The sequence below is a fragment of the Streptomyces sp. NBC_01381 genome (genome assembly GCF_026340305.1).
Classification (GTDB): Bacteria; Actinomycetota; Actinomycetes; order Streptomycetales; family Streptomycetaceae; genus Streptomyces.
Window position 1 is genome coordinate 1,530,131 of sequence record NZ_JAPEPI010000002.1, and the last position, 14,614, is coordinate 1,544,744.

Here is a 14,614-nt window from a genome sequence, read left to right on the forward strand (position 1 = left end):
CCCTCATTAGTAGGAAGGTCACCAGGGCGGAACGGTTCGGCGGACCCACCGCCGCCTACCGTCCGGACATGACTGTGCACCTCCCGGGGGCGGCCACCGGGCCACCGTCGGGCCCGGACCGGAGCTGCGTCACCGAACTCCGGCTCTCCGCCTTCGCCGCGCACCGCGGCGCCGTGCTGCCGCTCGGCCCGCTGACGTTCGTGGCCGGGCCGAGTGGCAGCGGGAAGTCCACCGCGCTCGCCGCGTACGAGGCCCTCGCGAGGCTCGCCGCGGGGGACGAACTCACCGAAGTCTTCGCCGATCCGGTGGCCTGTGTGCCCGACCGGGCGCGCGCCGACGGCCAGCGGCGGCGGGGCTTCCGCATCGGCTGCACGGTCGAGGGGCCCGTCGGGGCGGTGCGGCTCGACCTCGCCGTACAGGCCGAGCCCGAACTGCGCGTCGTAGGCGAGCGGCTGACCCGCGGCGGGCTCACCCTGCTGGAGACGGCGCTGCGCGATCCCGGCCGGCGCGCGGTGCAGGCGGCCTGGCACACGGCGGGTCTCTCGCCGGTCACCCGCGGCCCGCTGCCGGACGACCGGCTCGGCACCGCGCTGCTCCCGCTGCGGGTGGCGGGCAAGACGGACGGGCAGCGCCTGGTGCTCGCGGCGGCCGAGCAGGTGGTGGTCGCGCTGCGTTCGGTCTTCCCGTGCGCGCCGGCGCCGCGCCTCATGCGGCTGCCGGTGCCGCCCGGACTCGTCGGCGCGGGGCGCCTGTTGAGCAGCTGCGACAACCTTGCCGAGGTGCTCCTGCGTACGCGCGAGGAGTGCGGCAACCGGCACGCGCGGCTGGTGGAGGTGGTGCGTGCCGGGTGCGCGGGGCCGGTCGCCGACGTCCTCTCGGAGGTGACGGAGGACGGGTCGGTGCGCGCGCTGATCGACCGGGGCGACGGATACCGCTCTCCCGTCGGACGGCTCGGGGACGGCGAGTTGAGGTATCTGGCGCTCGCCCTGGTGCTGCTCACCGGCCCCGGAGTGTTCGAGGTCGACCCGGTGGCCGAGGTGCCGTCGGCGTACCAGACCCTCACCGTGCTCGCCGACGGCTTCGACGACTGTCTCGACCTGCGGCAGCGGCGCGCGCTCGCCGAACTCGCGGCGCGCACCTGTGAACGCGGGCACATTCGCCTGGTCGCGGCGGTGAGTGACGCGTCGTGGGCCGCCGAGAAGGACGGGGCCTCGGTGGTAGACCTGGAGCCGTGACAGAACTTGATGTAGCGGGACTCCAGCGCAGACTGGCCCAGTTCGCGGCGGCGCGGCACTGGCAGCCCTTCCATACGCCCAAGAACCTGGCCGCGGCGCTCAGCGTCGAGGCGTCCGAACTGGTCGAGATCTTCCAGTGGTTGACGCCCGACGAGTCGGCGCGGGTGATGGACGACCCGGACACGGCACACCGGGTGACGGACGAGGTCGCCGACGTGCTCGCCTATCTGCTGCAGTTCTGCGAGGTGTTGGGCATCGACGCGCTGGCGGCCCTTGACGCGAAGATCGACCGGAATGAGCAGCGGTTCCCCGCGAAGGGCGCCTAGGACACCTAAGGACGTATAGATCCGTCACTCTCCGGAGTGGACGCGTTGTCCACAGTCGATAACTTGTCCACAGATTTCCGAGTTGCTCTGGCTTTTCATTCCGATGACAGTCACTCTAGGTAGTGGTCAGGGGAGTTCGGGCGACGTGCGGCGAGTGCGCGCGGGATAGATGGGGGTGCGCATGGAGGCGATGCGGCTCATCGAGGCGAGCAGGCACGCCCTGGCGCAGAGCCAGGAACCGCCGGACATCGTGGCGGAGGTGTGGCAGTCGCAGGCCCTGGCACAGGCGATCGGCAGCCGGCTCGCGGTCGCGGGGCCGCCGGAGTTGCGGGGTGAGGCGCTCGGTCTGAGCGAGCTCGGCGGCAGGGGCTGCGGGGTCCTCGACGCGCCGTCGCTCGGGAGCGAGGGGATACGGGCGGCGCGGCTGACGGGCATCGGCGACGCACAGCAGGTTCTGCACGGACTCGACGAGCTGCTCGGCGAGGTGGGCATCGCCCTCGTCGGCGTCGCGATGGGCGCGGACGACGAGGGGGTGTACTGGCAGTGCATGGAAGCCATCGACGCCGCCGACGAGTCGAGGGACCGGGTGCTCGAGATGCTGCGCAGGCTGGCGGTGCGCGAACAGAGCCTGCCCGAGCCCGACTCGGCGGCGGGGTCGTCATGACCCGGGATGCGTCACACGGGGCGGGGGTCTTCGCCGGCCGGTGGGTTGGTGCCAGGCATGGCCCCGGTCGACGTGGACTGCTGGAGGTCGGCGTCGAGCTGGGTCAGATCGGCGTTGAGCGCTGCCATCAGCTCCTCCATCTGCTGCAGCAGGCCCTTGGGTGCGCCCTGCTGCTCGGGCACGGACGGTTCGCGCGCGGCCTCCTGCTCGGGTACGGCTTCGTGGGACATGACGGCCTCCTCGGCCCTCGCCCCTCCTGTGTGGAAGGGCAGTTGGTGCGGGCGACGCGCCGGCAGCGACCGCCGGTGCGGGTGCCGGGCGGTCCGGCTCCGCCCGAGCCAACGATCACTGGCGGCGGCGGGTCACTGGGGAGGGCGTGGGGCGGATTCCGGGTTGACGGATTTTCACCCGGCCGGGGCGGGGAGGACCGGCGGGACCGGTGGAGTTGACGGGCGTTCGAGCGGGCCTGGGTCTGTGCCTGTGCCTGTGCGGTCCAGGCCCGCCGGTGAACGCCGTGAGCACCACGCGGTCCTGCGGTCCCGTGGTCCGTGGTCCCGCAGGCCGCTCGGCACCAGATGCGGTCAGCCCAGCTGCGGCATGACCTGCGAGGAGATCAGCTCCAGGTGGTCCAGGTCGTCGAGGTCGAGGATCTGCAGATACATCCGCTGCGAGCCGACGGCAGCGTAGGCGGAGATCTTCTCGACGACCTCCGCGGGAGACCCGGCGAGCCCGTTCGCCTTCAGGTCCTCCACCTCGCGGCCGATGGCGGCGGCGCGGCGCCTCACCTCCGCGTCCGTCTTGCCGACGCAGGCCACCAGAGCGTTGGAGTAAGTGAGGTCGTCGGCCTTGCGGCCGTGCTCATCGGCGGCTGCGCGCACCCGCTTGAACTGCTGCTCGGTATCGGCCAGAGAGGCAAAGGGAATGTTGAACTCAGTCGCGTACCGCGCCGCGAGGGCGGGCGTCCGCTTGGCGCCGTGGCCGCCGATGAGGACGGGCACCTTCGACTGCGCGGGCTTGGGAAGGGCGGGGGAATCGGAGAGTTGGTAGTACGTACCGTCGAAGGAGAACCGGTCGCCGGCCGGTGTCTCCCACAGGCCCGTCACAATGGCGAGTTGCTCCTCGAGGCGCCCGAACTTCTCCTTCGGGAAGGGGATTCCGTAGGCGGTGTGCTCCGCCTCGTACCACCCCGAGCCGAGGCCCAGTTCGATGCGGCCGCCGGACATCTGGTCGACCTGCGCGACCTGGATCGCGAGGACGCCGGGCAGTCGGAAGGTGCCCGCGGTCATCAGCGTGCCGAGCCGGATCCGCCGGGTCTCGCGGGCGAGTCCGGCGAGGGTGATCCAGGCGTCCGTGGGGCCGGGCAGGCCGTCGGAGGAGCCCATGACGAGATAGTGGTCGGAGCGGAAGAAGGCGCTGTAGCCGAGGTCCTCGGTGGCCTTGGCGACGCGGAGCAGCGTCTCGTAGGTCGCACCCTGCTGCGGTTCGGTGAAGATTCGAAGGTCCATACAGCCATCTTGCCCGGATAAGGGATCCGGTTTCTGTCTTGGACCATCCGTGTTGCCGCCGCCGGCAGCGGCACGGTAAGTGCCACTGCCGACGGCTCTGTTGGCGGGCGGAGCCTCACAGCCTCGGGTCGACCGGCTCCGACTCCAGGGCCAGGACGGCGAAGACCGCCTCGTGGACGCGCCAGAGCGGCTCCCCGTCGGCGAGCCGGTCCAGGGCCTCCAGGCCGAGGGCGTACTCGCGCAGGGCGAGCGAGCGCTTGTGGTTCAGGAAGCGCTGCCGCAGCCGGTCCAGGTTGTCCGGGCGCGTGTACTCGGGACCGTAGATGATCCGCAGGTACTCGCGGCCGCGCACCTTGATGCCGGGCTGGGCGAGCCGGCCCTTTCCGTCGCGCACGAGCGCCTGGAGCGGCTTGACGACCATGCCTTCGCCGCCGCGGCTTGTCATCTCCAGCCACCAGTCGATGCCGGAGCGGACCGATGCCTCGTCGCCGGTGTCGACGACGAGACGGCGGGTGGTCTGGAGGAGACCGGTCGGGTCGTGTTCGACGAGGCGGTCGAGCCAGGCGAGCTGTTCGTCGTGCGGTATCGCCGCCAGGGAGCGGCCCTGGGCGGCGAGGATCTGGAACGGCGCGATGCGTACGCCGTCCAGGCCGTCCGTCGGCCAGCAGTAGCGGCGGTAGGCCTCGGTGAACGCGGCCGCGTCGGTGGCCCGTTCGTACTGCTTGGCGATCAGGTCTCCGACGTCGATGCCGCGGGCGGCGGTCGCCTCCAGGGCGGCGATGGCGCCGGGGAAGACGGCTCGGGACGCGGCGCCCACGGCGGCGTACTGCTTGCGCAGCAGGCCGGATGCCTTGAGGGACCAGGGCATCAGTTCGGCGTCGAGCAGCAGCCAGTCGGTGTCGAGTTCCTGCCAGAGCCCGGCCTCGGTGACGGCGGCGCGCAGTCGGCCGAGGATCTCCTCGGTGACGGTTGCATCGTCGAAGAAGGGGCGTCCGGTGCGGGTGTGGAGCGCGCCGGTCGGGCCTTCGGCGCCGAAGCGTTCGCGCGCCACGTCCGCGTCGCGGCAGACCAGGGCGACCGCTCGCGAGCCCATGTGCTTCTCCTCGCACACGACCTTCGCGACACCGTCCGCCTTGTACTGGGCGAAGGCCTCGGCCGGGTGCTCCAGGTAGCCCTCCACCTGGGAGGTCGCGGTCGGGGCCATGGTGGGCGGGAGGTAGGCGAGCAGCCGGGGGTCCACCGCGAAGCGGCTCATGACCTCCAGGGCCGCCGCGGCGTTCTCCTCGCGCACGGCGACGCGGCCGGAGTGCCGGGTCTCCACGGTCCGGCGGCCGCTGACGTCCGCGAGGTCGAGCGGCCGGCCTTCGTGGCCGCCGGGTGCCTCGGTGGCCAGGGGTCGGGTGGGCTCGTACCAGACCTGCTCGGCGGGTACGTCGACGAGTTCACGCTCGGGCCAGCGCAGCGCGGTCATCCTGCCGCCGAAGACGGCGCCGGTGTCCAGGCAGATGGTGTTGTTGATCCAGCTGGTGTTCGGCACGGGAGTGTGGCCGTAGACGACCGTCGCCCGGCCCCGGTACTCCTCGGCCCACGGATAGCGCACGGGCAGGCCGAACTCGTCGGTCTCGCCGGTGGTGTCCCCGTACAGGGCGTGCGAGCGGACCCGGCCCGAGGTGCGGCCGTGGTACTTCTCGGGCAGGCCGGCGTGGCAGACGACGAGCTTGCCGCCGTCGAGGACGTAGTGGCTGACGAGTCCGTCGATGAACTCCCGCACCCGCTCCCGGAATTCCGGGTCCTTGGCGTCCTCCTTCTCCAACTGCTCGATGGTCTCGGCGAGGCCGTGGGTGTGCTGGACGTTGCGGCCCTTGAGGTAGCGGCCGAGCTTGTTCTCGTGGTTGCCGGGCACGCACAGGGCGTTGCCGGCGGCGACCATCGCCATGACGCGGCGCAGTACGCCGGGGCTGTCGGGGCCGCGGTCGACGAGGTCGCCGACGAAGACGGCCGTGCGGCCTTCGGGGTGCGCCCCGTCGACGTATCCCAGCTTGGTGAGCAGGGTCTCCAGCTCGGAGCGGCAGCCGTGGATGTCGCCGATGATGTCGAAGGGCCCTGTGAGGTGGGTGAGGTCGTTGTAGCGCTTCTCCAGGACGACTTCGGCGTTCTCCACCTCCGCCGCGCTGCGCAGCACGTGCACCTTGCGGAAGCCCTCGCGCTCCAGGCCGCGCAGCGAACGGCGCAGCTCGCGGCGGTGGCGCGCGATGACGTGGCGGGGCATGCCGGCCCGGTCGGGGCGCGTCGCGTTGCGCTCGGCGCAGACCTCCTCGGGCAGGTCGAGGACGACCGCGATGGGCAGCACGTCGTACTGGCGGGCCAGCTGGACGAGCTGCTTGCGGCTCTCGGCCTGCACATTGGTCGCGTCCACGACGGTGAGGCGTCCGGCGGCGAGCCGCTTCCCGGCGATGTAGTGGAGCACGTCGAAGGCGTCCCGGCTCGCGCTCTGGTCGTTCTCGTCGTCGGCGACGAGCCCGCGGCAGAAGTCCGAGGAGATCACCTCGGTCGCCTTGAACTGCCGGTGCGCGAACGTGGACTTGCCGGAGCCGGTGGCGCCGACGAGGACCACGAGGGAGAGGTCGGTCACCGGGAGAGTGCGCTTCTTGCCGGCACCCGTGGGGGTTTCGGTACTGGTCATGCGGCCTTCGCCTCCTTCGCGCTCGGCTTGTTGTCGTCGGCCGTCTTGCCGTCGTCGGCGATCATCGTGAACACGGCCATCTGGGTCGGCGGCCCCACCTCGGGGTCGTCGGGCCCGACGGGCACGAACTCCACGTCGTAGCCGTGCCGTCCGGCGACTTCACCGGCCCAACTCCGGAACTCCTCGCGCGTCCACTCGAAGCGGTGGTCGCCGTGGCGGACATGCCCGGCGGGGAGCGTCTCCCAGCGGACGTTGTACTCGACGTTGGGCGTCGTCACGAGCACGGTCCGGGGCCTTGCAGAACCGAACACCGCGTACTCCAGGGCGGGGAGGCGAGGCAGGTCGAGGTGCTCGATGACCTCGCTCAGGACGGCGGCGTCGTACCCCTTGAGCCGCTTGTCGGTGTAGGCGAGCGAGCCCTGCATCAGCCGCACGCGGTCCGCCTGGCGCTCACCCATCCGCTCGATGCGCAGCCGGCGCGCGGCGACGGTCAGCGCCCGCACGGAGACGTCGACGCCGACGATCTCGGTGAACCGCACGTCCTTCAGGAGCTCGTGCACCAACTGCCCCTGCCCGCAGCCGAGATCGAGCACCCGGCCCGCCCCGGCGGCGCGCAGCGCCTCGACGATCGCGGTGCGCCGCTGGACCGCGAGCGGCACCGGCTTCTCCTCGGTGTCCGTCGTCTCGTCGACCGCGTTGTCGATCTCCTCGACCTCGCTGTCGTCGGCCTCCGCGAGCCGCACCAGCTCAAGGGCCTCCATCGCCTGCCGGGTCAGACCCCAGCGGCGTGACAGATAGCGGCTGGTGATCAGCTTCTGTTCGGGGTGCTCGGCCAGCCAGCCCTCGCCCGCCCGCAGCAGCTTGTCGACCTCGTCGGGCGCGACCCAGTAGTGCTTGGCGTCGTCGAGGACGGGCAGCAGCACATACAGCTGCCGCAGCGCGTCGGCGAGCCGCAACTCGCCCTCCAGGACAAGGCGTACGTAACGCGAGTCGCCCCACTCGGGGAACTGCTCGTCGAGGGCGACCGGTTCGGCGCTCACGCTGTCCCAGCCAAGCGGCCCGAACAGCTTGTGCACCAGATCGGCGCCGCCGCGCGCGGGCAGCGCGGGCACCTCGATGCGCAGCGGCATCGGGGTCGCGGCCCGTTCGGGACGGGCGTTGCACACGCCGCGCAGCGCGCTCTTGAAGACCGTGCTCATCGCGACGGAGAGCAGCGAGGACGCGGCGTACGGGCGGTCGTTGACGTACTGCGCGAGTGCCGCGTCGGCCGCACCGCCGCGCCCCTTGCCCTTGCCCCGGCGCACGAGCGCCACGGGGTCCACCTCAAGCAGCAGCGCCGCGGTGCAGCGCTCGGCGGTCGCCTCGGGGTAGAGGACGTGCGCCGTGCCGTGCGAGGTGGAGAAGCGCTGCGCGTTGTCGGGATGCTTGTGCAGCAGGAACCCGAGGTCGGTCGCGGGGCGTTCAGGGCTGCCGGTGGTACTGATCGTCAGGAACACGGTGGGTAGACCTCAAAACGGGATCTGAGCTGGGGATACTCCAGCGCGACGCCGTCGCTCCGGCGCGCCTCTACAACGTACGCGAACACCGGAGGCGTACTCAGGGATTTTTGCTCCGCCGCCCTGGATCACCTGTCGATGCGGTCGACGCCGCCGGCCTTGCTGCGGCGCGGGGCGGTCTTGAAGTCACTTCTCGGCCGCGGGCCTGGTGTCGGGGGAGAACAGGAATGAGATGCGTTCCATGACGCGCTGGCGCTTGGTGTTCTGGAAGGCGGCGATGCACCACGTGCCGTCGGTCTGGCGGACCAGTGTGTAGGTCTGCGTCTTGGAGAGGTCGGCCGCCTTCGGCTCCCCGCCCTCGTAGGTGTCGCCGCGACTGGTGGCCACGGCGGTGTCGGGGCCGTAGAAGCGGATGCTGAGCCACGAGTCGGAAAGCTTGGTGCCCTTGAGGAATCCGTCGAACAGAGCGCGGTGGCCTTCGGTTATGTCGCGTCGGCCCTGGTAGGCGGTGCCCACGTAGCTGGTGTACGTGGCGTCCTTGGCGAACTGGTCACCGTACGCGGTGGCGTCGTGCCGGGCCCACGCGTCCTTCATCGAACGCAGGGTGCGGCAGACCGCCCGCTGGTCGTCGGCGGTCGCGGTGCCGGCCGGTGTGGCGGTGACTTCGGGTGTGACCGCGTTGCAGTCACTCACGCCGAGGTTCTTCGCGTCGGAGATGGCGTTGAGCCACAGGTATCCGCCGCCCGCTGCCGCGACCAGTGTCAGCGCGGTGACGCCCAGGGTGATCTTGATGCGGCGGCGACGGCGGCTCTTCGGGGCCGGCGTCTGGGCGGTGGTGGACTCGGTGGGCTCGGACTGTGCTGTGCTGGTGGCGTTCATGGTCATGGCCTCCCGTGATAACTTCTTAGGTGAAGTTACTGCGCAGACGAAGTCTCTTCATCGAGGAAGAAATTAGGGAGTGGAGGAGCCCTTGTCAACGCCGGCCATGCGCCCCGATGCGGGCCAGATCTACCGCCAGTACCTCAGCGCGGTGCTGCTCCACGGTCATGCGAGCGGCCGGGCCTGCGAGCTCGGCGCCACCGATCTGTACGCGCTGAACATCCTGCAGCTGACGGGCGCGATGACCCCGGGTGAACTGTCCGCGCGCACCGGTCTGACGACCGGGCCGACCACCCGTCTCATCGACCGTCTGGAGCATGCGGGCTACGTGCGCCGCGTGCCCGACCCCGGCGACCGGCGCAAGGTGACCGTCGAGCCGCTCGGTGAACCCGCGGACCTCGACCGCGTCATGGCCCCCGCGCGGCAGAAGATCGGGCAGATTCTCGGGGGGTACTCACCGGAGCAACTCGACGTCCTCTTCGACTACTTCGCCCGTGCCGCCGAGGCGTACCAGGAAGCCGCCGAGCAGCTGCGCGATCAGTGAGGTGTCGGGCGGAGCTTTCAGTGCCGCCGCCACCGCAAGTCGAACAGGGTCGGGGGCTCGCCCTCCAGCGGTTGGGTCATGTAGTCCGTCCAGATCTGGCCGGCGCGTTTCTCCCCGTCCGCGCGACGTCGCCGAGCTTCGGAGCCTTGCCACCAGCGGTCCGGGCAAACTGCTGGTGCGGCTCGACGACCTGGACCGCTTCCTGAACGACGCGTGCAGCCTTGGCCGGCGCGCCCACCCTGCTGCGCCGCTGGCGCACCGGCCCTCCGGGAGGCCGCGCCCTGATCGCCGCAGTAGTCGACATAGGCAGGCTCGGCGGTCCAGAGGTCCTCACCGCCGCGCTGCTCGGCACAGCGGCCCTCGGCCATCTGACCCAAGCACAGCGTGCCCGCCTCGACGAGCAGTGGATGGCGCAGGCCCTCGCATACGCCGCGGCAACCATCGATGGAACGTCCGCCGTTCTGAGCCCAATTGCCGACAAGCCGGGCATGGTGCGCGGCTACGTCCTCGCCGACTACCTCCTGCGAACGGGGCTCTGGCGAGGGCAGGGGCACGTCTCCTATGCGCGGGGAGTCGTTGAGGAACTCGCCCGCAGCGGAAGCGACGTCGCAGTCGAAACCCTGGTCGGGTGGTCCCACTCGGACTTCCCCGACCCTGAGCAGCGGATTGCCGAGCTACGCAAGTACGCGGGCAGCTTCGAGTGCGCTGCAACTGGCCTCGCCCGGGTCCTGGACATCCATGGCAGTCCGGACGAGGCCACCAGGACCAAGCCATCACACTGCTCCTCAAGACCCAGCACATCGTCGACTCGGCGCGCGGACAGATCGCCACGCTCCTCACTGACCAGAACAGCGACCGGCACGACGAAGCACTTGATCTGTGGTGCTCTGCTGCTGCCGATTCCTCCAGTGCCCGCGCTGAACTCGTGCGCCTGCTGGATCTCCTCGACCGCGACGAGGAAATCCTCGCGGTGCTCCCGCCCGAGGCCGGCGTCCCGGCCGGGTACTCCCGTCACAACTCCACCCGCGTCGCTGCCTTGCTGCGCAGCGATCGGCTGGTCGACCGGCGATTTCACTGCGGACGCCGAACTGGCGACGTACCTCAAAGAGCGTGGTGCAGTAGAGGAACTGGCCTTCACCGAAGGGGCTTCCCCTGGCTTGGCTGACCAGGATCGTCGCGGACGAACAGGTCGAGTAGCGGCTGCGGCTGGAGTCTGCCGCGGACCAGCAGCGACACGTGGTGTGCCGGAGGTGTGTCAGCGACTTCTCAGGCCCTGTGTAGGTCGCCTCCGTCAGACCGGACACTCTCCGCGCCCCTGCCACTCCTGCGCAACCAATCGAGTGAGGTCGGAGTGGGAGGGCATGTCGGACGTGTACTCCCGGCGCCCGCGATCAACGCTGGAGACACCTGTCGACGAGCCCTGAAGGAAGAGCGGTCATGGACTACACCAAGCTGGCGCCTCCATTGGCAGCGACTTACGAGCGTTACCACCAGGAGGGCGGCAGCCGCGAGCCCCTGCGGCCTCAGGCCGGGACACTCGGGCTCATCTCCGTACGGGAGCGCGCCAAGCCGCTGCGCGTCGTCGTCTCCGTCGAATGCGACCCGGACGCCGTCTCCGACGGCGGTCTCGGGGACGGCATCGTCCTCAACCAGGGCGGCACTCGGGTGAAGACTGCCATTGTTGCCCTCGACGAGCTGGAGCGGCTCAGCGAGCACCCCGGCATCAAGCGCATCGTGCCGGCCACCAGGCTGCGCCCGTACCTGAACCTCGCTCAGCAGAACGTCGGCGTGCCGCAATTCCGGACGAGCTCCGGCCTGACCGGCAAGGGCGTCGTCATGGGGATCGTCGACACCGGCATCGACACGCAGCACACGGCCTTCACCGGGTGCATCGAACGGATCTGGGACCAGACCCTGCGCGGCGGCTCCGGAGTGCCGGAGGGCCGGTACGGAGCGGAATTCGTCAACGCCGGGATGGCCATGGCCACCCTGTCCCGCGACATCGAGGGCCACGGCACCCATGTCGCCGGCATCGCTGCCGGTGCGGAGGGCATCGCTCCCGAGGCGCGCCTGGTGATCGTCAAGACGGACTTCCAGGACGCCCACATCATCGACGGTATCCAGTACATCTTCCGTGTCGCTCGCGACCTGGAGCTGCCCGCGGTCGTCAACCTCAGCCTGGGCGGCCACTTCGATGCGCACGACGGCACCGACACGATGTCCCAGTCGATCGAGGAGGAGACCGGCCCCGGCCGCATCGTCGTGTGCGCCGCCGGCAACGAGGGCGACGACGACATCCACGCCCGCGTCACCGTCCCGCACGGCGCCAACCGCGCGATCACCTGCCACCCTGGCGTCTTCGACGGCAAGCCGGACATCTTCTGGCTCAACGGCTGGTACGCGGGCAGTGACCAGTTGGAGGTCGCGATGGCCTCCCCGACCGGCGCAACGACCCCCTTCCAGCCGGTACGGACCTCGGGCAGCCCGAGCACCGATTTCAACATCTCAGGGGGCAAGGTCCAGATCACCACCCCGGGCCCCGACCCGGCCAACGGCGACATCAACTTCTTCGTCCAGGTCGAGCCGAGGGGCACCGGCGGCCCCGCCAACGCCGCCCCCGGCAAGTGGCGGCTGCTTCTCCGCGGGGCGAACGTCACGAGTGGCGAGGTCGATGTCTGGATGCTTGGCCGCTCCGACGCCCGACCGCAGCCGCAGTTCAGCGGCCGCGCCGTGCACGACGCGGTCAAGGTCGGCTCGCCGGGAGCCGCCTCGTCCGCGGTCACCGTCGCTGCTTTCACCACCCGTACCGAGTGGAAGGACATCGACGGCGTCGACCGGGAGGCGTTCTGGCTGGAACCCGGAAACATCGCCAGCTTCAGCAGCGAGGGTCCGCGCCGGGACGGGGCGCACAAGCCCGACATCACCGCTCCCGGAGCCATGATCGTCTCAGCGCTGTCCCGGGACGCCGTGGACCTGGACCCGGGCTTCATCACGGACGAACAGCACGTGGCGATGCAGGGAACCAGCATGGCCGCCCCCTTCGTCTCTGGGCTCGCCGCCCTCATCCTGCAGCGCGACCCGGGCTGTGACCCCGGCAAGCTGAAGGAACTCTTCCGGCAGAACGCGGCCGTCCCCGGCGCCGCATCCGGAACCTTCGACCCGAAGTGGGGCGACGGCCTCATCAACGCCGCCAATCTCTGAGAATCGACCTGTGGACTACCGGAAACTCGACTCCTCCCTCGCCATGGCCATCGACGCCGAGGGCCGCGTTCCCCAGGCCCGGGACATGCTGGTGCTCGTACGCCTGACCGAACCGCCCTCGCCTCCCCAGCTCGAACACCTGCAGAGCCGAGGAGTCGACAGCGCGGCCGCACCCGGCCGTGCCGTCATGACGGGAACTCTGTCCCGGGAGGACGTCGAAACACTTTCCGAGCAGCCCTGGGTCCTCTCCCTCACCTTGTCCGCCACCCGCAACCCGACATGAGCACACCACCATTGCCCCGCAAGCTGGGTCGCCACTGACCGGCTTGGTCAGCTCGGAGTCCGCCGGCCTCGCTCGGCCCGGGGCACCAGGGCTTACGCAGGGATCAGGGCCGTCCCGCCCTGCAGGCCCGGGTGGCGGCTGTCGGGGTGCTGGAGTGCGGTGGCCATGCGGACCAGGTGGGCCCGTTCCTCGGCCGGCGGGACCGAGAGCAGGGGAGTCGTGGGGGTGTCCGGCCGGGGCGGAACGCCTTGTCGTTTGCGGGTGATCGCGTCGATGAGCGTGGCGGCCGCGCATGCGGCCGTGAGGTCCGGGGTGGGGGTGGAGCGGGCTGACTGCCGGATGCGGTCAGCGGGCTCGGGGCGCATCCAGGGGTGAAGAGCGTGGATGGCGTCGGAAATCTCCATGATGCGGCGGGGCAGGTACCACTTGGTGACGTTGAGGGCGAGCTTCTCCGTGAGCGGGCCGGGCGGAGCGAGTACCAGGCGTGGATCACTGGCCTGCATGGTCAGTTTCCACAGGGGGCGGAGTGTGCGGAAGTCACGGCGCTCGTCCATCCAGGCGCCCAGGGCCGGTGCCAGATAACCGTATTGCACAAGAAGGGTGCCGGCGCCGCTCAGGAGAGGGGTGCCGAGGTGGAGTACGTCGATGTGATGGGCGCCGAAGGAACTGGCCGTCAGCGGCAGGAGCTTGAGCGCGTACGAGGACCCCAGGAGGAGCGCCCCGATCTGGACTGCGTGCAGGCCTCGGCTGATGGAGGGGTGCTCGGACTGGCAGGCCATGCGGATTTTGCTGCAGTGGTTGGCGGTGGCAAGGAGGGGAGTGGCGATTGCCACCCAGGTGGTGGCGAAGAAGTACACCGTCAGGGGGTGGGTGTCGGCGGTGATGCGGCCCGTCCGCAGCTCCTGCGGGAAACTGAAGGAAGCCGTGAAGTAGAGCGCGACCATGGCGATGCCGAGCGGCGGATACAGCGTGGCCGGGCGGGCCAGGCGGCGTAGTCCCAGCTGGCAGACGACGCCGTGGTCCTGGCTCCAAAGGCGCACCAGCACATGCGAGTTGATGGCGAAGCCGAAGATGCACAGATAGATCAGCAGGGCGCTGAGCGTGGGGATGCCGGAGACGGCTCCGATCCACCGGTAGACGGCGGGATACATGATCAGAAAGGAACCGGCGGCCAGCAGGGTTCCCCAGGCGAGGATGCTCAGAGAGCGGGAGAAGTTGTTGCGCAGCGCGAGGATCTTGCTGGCCGCCGTCATGACCGACACCCCGCAGAGGAGGAAGTAGAGGACGACGTACACGGTGTTGAGGACCGTCATCAGACACCGGTTCTGCGATGGGCCAGAGAGGCCGCGAGCTGAGCGTTGCCGATCTGATCCGCCCGCAGGTCCAGCATGGTGACCAACTGGGTGGCCACCACCTCGGCCTCCCGCTCCAGCGGCGCTCCGTAGTGGGAGCGCCCCATCAAGACCCCGCGGACGACGTCCGGACGGATCCCGGGCAGCAGCGTGCGCGCGGTGGCGCTGTCGAACAGGGCGCCTGGCGTCGGAGTGTGCCCGCGCCACAGGTGCACGAGTTCGTGGCAGCCGGTGAGGATTCTGTTCAGGGGGGACGCACTGTCGCCGATGACGATGACATCGCGGTGGGCCAACTGCGCGCAGAAGCCGGTGAGACCGGAGGGGAGTCGGCGGTAGGCGACCTCGACCGGTCTGTCCCGCGCTCGTGCCACCGATTCGATTACATCCTTTAGCACAGGCAATTCCGGAAGATCGAGTTCCCGAATTAGCCTGATTGCGCGCCGCCG

The 14,614-nt window shown here is 70.1% G+C and carries 13 protein-coding genes; 6 read left to right on the forward strand and 7 right to left on the reverse strand.

Going from position 1 to position 14,614, the window contains the following annotated elements:
• Positions 1–68 precede the first annotated feature (68 nt).
• The 3 genes from OG453_RS28625 to OG453_RS28635 all read left to right on the forward strand — a co-directional run bounded on the left by OG453_RS28625 (position 69) and on the right by OG453_RS28635 (position 2,225).
• Complete coding sequence (locus tag OG453_RS28625; protein WP_266871405.1) at positions 69–1,235, forward strand: AAA family ATPase; 1,167 nt, start codon at positions 69–71, stop codon at positions 1,233–1,235.
• Positions 1,232–1,561 carry a nucleotide pyrophosphohydrolase gene (locus OG453_RS28630; RefSeq protein WP_266871406.1) on the forward strand — a complete coding sequence of 110 codons (330 nt, stop codon included), beginning with the start codon at positions 1,232–1,234 and terminating at the stop codon, positions 1,559–1,561. Before OG453_RS28625 ends, OG453_RS28630 begins: the two co-directional genes overlap by 4 nt.
• 181 nt (positions 1,562–1,742) lie before the next feature.
• Complete coding sequence (locus OG453_RS28635) at positions 1,743–2,225, forward strand: DUF6099 family protein (RefSeq protein ID WP_266871407.1); 483 nt, start codon at positions 1,743–1,745, stop codon at positions 2,223–2,225.
• An 11-nt stretch (positions 2,226–2,236) separates the two neighbouring features.
• Here OG453_RS28635 and OG453_RS28640 read toward each other — a convergent pair whose 3' ends face one another.
• The 5 genes from OG453_RS28640 to OG453_RS28660 form a co-directional block, all read right to left on the reverse strand.
• A complete protein-coding gene (locus OG453_RS28640; RefSeq protein ID WP_266871408.1) occupies positions 2,237–2,455 on the reverse strand; it encodes a hypothetical protein in 219 nt (72 codons plus the stop codon).
• Between the two features lie 351 nt (positions 2,456–2,806).
• Positions 2,807–3,730: an LLM class F420-dependent oxidoreductase gene (locus OG453_RS28645; protein ID WP_266871409.1), complete on the reverse strand. Its 924-nt coding sequence runs from the start codon at positions 3,728–3,730 to the stop codon at positions 2,807–2,809.
• Between the two features lie 115 nt (positions 3,731–3,845).
• Positions 3,846–6,413 (reverse strand): polynucleotide kinase-phosphatase, encoded by a 2,568-nt coding sequence (locus tag OG453_RS28650; protein ID WP_266871411.1) that lies wholly within the window; start codon positions 6,411–6,413, stop codon positions 3,846–3,848.
• The gene (locus OG453_RS28655) at positions 6,410–7,909 is read right to left on the reverse strand and encodes a 3' terminal RNA ribose 2'-O-methyltransferase Hen1 (protein ID WP_266871412.1); all 1,500 of its coding nucleotides are present in this window, start codon (positions 7,907–7,909) and stop codon (positions 6,410–6,412) included. The genes OG453_RS28650 and OG453_RS28655 overlap by 4 nt, the downstream gene beginning before the upstream one ends.
• Before the next feature lie 186 nt (positions 7,910–8,095).
• Positions 8,096–8,788, reverse strand: coding sequence for an SgcJ/EcaC family oxidoreductase (locus tag OG453_RS28660; protein WP_266871413.1), 693 nt, complete (start codon positions 8,786–8,788; stop codon positions 8,096–8,098).
• 91 nt (positions 8,789–8,879) lie between these two features.
• Here OG453_RS28660 and OG453_RS28665 point away from each other — a divergent pair, with 91 nt between their 5' ends.
• The 3 genes from OG453_RS28665 (at position 8,880) to OG453_RS28675 (ending at position 12,816) form a co-directional block, all read left to right on the forward strand.
• Positions 8,880–9,332, forward strand: a complete 453-nt coding sequence (locus OG453_RS28665) for a MarR family winged helix-turn-helix transcriptional regulator (protein WP_266871414.1) — start codon at positions 8,880–8,882, stop codon at positions 9,330–9,332.
• Positions 9,333–10,769: 1,437 nt separating this feature from the next.
• On the forward strand, positions 10,770–12,533 hold the full coding sequence (locus OG453_RS28670; RefSeq protein WP_266871415.1) for a S8 family serine peptidase: 1,764 nt from the start codon (positions 10,770–10,772) through the stop codon (positions 12,531–12,533).
• Between the two features lie 10 nt (positions 12,534–12,543).
• Complete coding sequence (locus OG453_RS28675; RefSeq protein ID WP_266871416.1) at positions 12,544–12,816, forward strand: hypothetical protein; 273 nt, start codon at positions 12,544–12,546, stop codon at positions 12,814–12,816.
• A 92-nt stretch (positions 12,817–12,908) separates the two neighbouring features.
• Here OG453_RS28675 and OG453_RS28680 read toward each other — a convergent pair whose 3' ends face one another.
• Positions 12,909–14,129 carry an MAB_1171c family putative transporter gene (locus OG453_RS28680; RefSeq protein WP_266871417.1) on the reverse strand — a complete coding sequence of 407 codons (1,221 nt, stop codon included), beginning with the start codon at positions 14,127–14,129 and terminating at the stop codon, positions 12,909–12,911.
• Positions 14,129–14,539, reverse strand: coding sequence for a hypothetical protein (locus tag OG453_RS28685; protein WP_266871418.1), 411 nt, complete (start codon positions 14,537–14,539; stop codon positions 14,129–14,131). The genes OG453_RS28680 and OG453_RS28685 overlap by 1 nt, the downstream gene beginning before the upstream one ends.
• Between the last annotated feature and the right edge of the window lie 75 nt (positions 14,540–14,614).

Excerpts from the sequence above, each read along its gene's own strand:
- OG453_RS28625 (WP_266871405.1), top strand. The coding sequence starts at position 69 with ATGACTGTGCACCTCCCGGGGGCGGCCACCGGGCCACCGTCGGGCCCG.
- OG453_RS28635 (WP_266871407.1), top strand. The coding sequence starts at position 1,743 with ATGGAGGCGATGCGGCTCATCGAGGCGAGCAGGCACGCCCTGGCGCAG.
- OG453_RS28640 (WP_266871408.1), bottom strand. The coding sequence starts at position 2,455 with ATGTCCCACGAAGCCGTACCCGAGCAGGAGGCCGCGCGCGAACCGTCC.
- OG453_RS28645 (WP_266871409.1), bottom strand. The coding sequence starts at position 3,730 with ATGGACCTTCGAATCTTCACCGAACCGCAGCAGGGTGCGACCTACGAG.
- OG453_RS28650 (WP_266871411.1), bottom strand. The coding sequence starts at position 6,413 with ATGACCAGTACCGAAACCCCCACGGGTGCCGGCAAGAAGCGCACTCTC.
- OG453_RS28660 (WP_266871413.1), bottom strand. The coding sequence starts at position 8,788 with ATGAACGCCACCAGCACAGCACAGTCCGAGCCCACCGAGTCCACCACC.
- OG453_RS28670 (WP_266871415.1), top strand. The coding sequence starts at position 10,770 with ATGGACTACACCAAGCTGGCGCCTCCATTGGCAGCGACTTACGAGCGT.
- OG453_RS28680 (WP_266871417.1), bottom strand. The coding sequence starts at position 14,129 with ATGACGGTCCTCAACACCGTGTACGTCGTCCTCTACTTCCTCCTCTGC.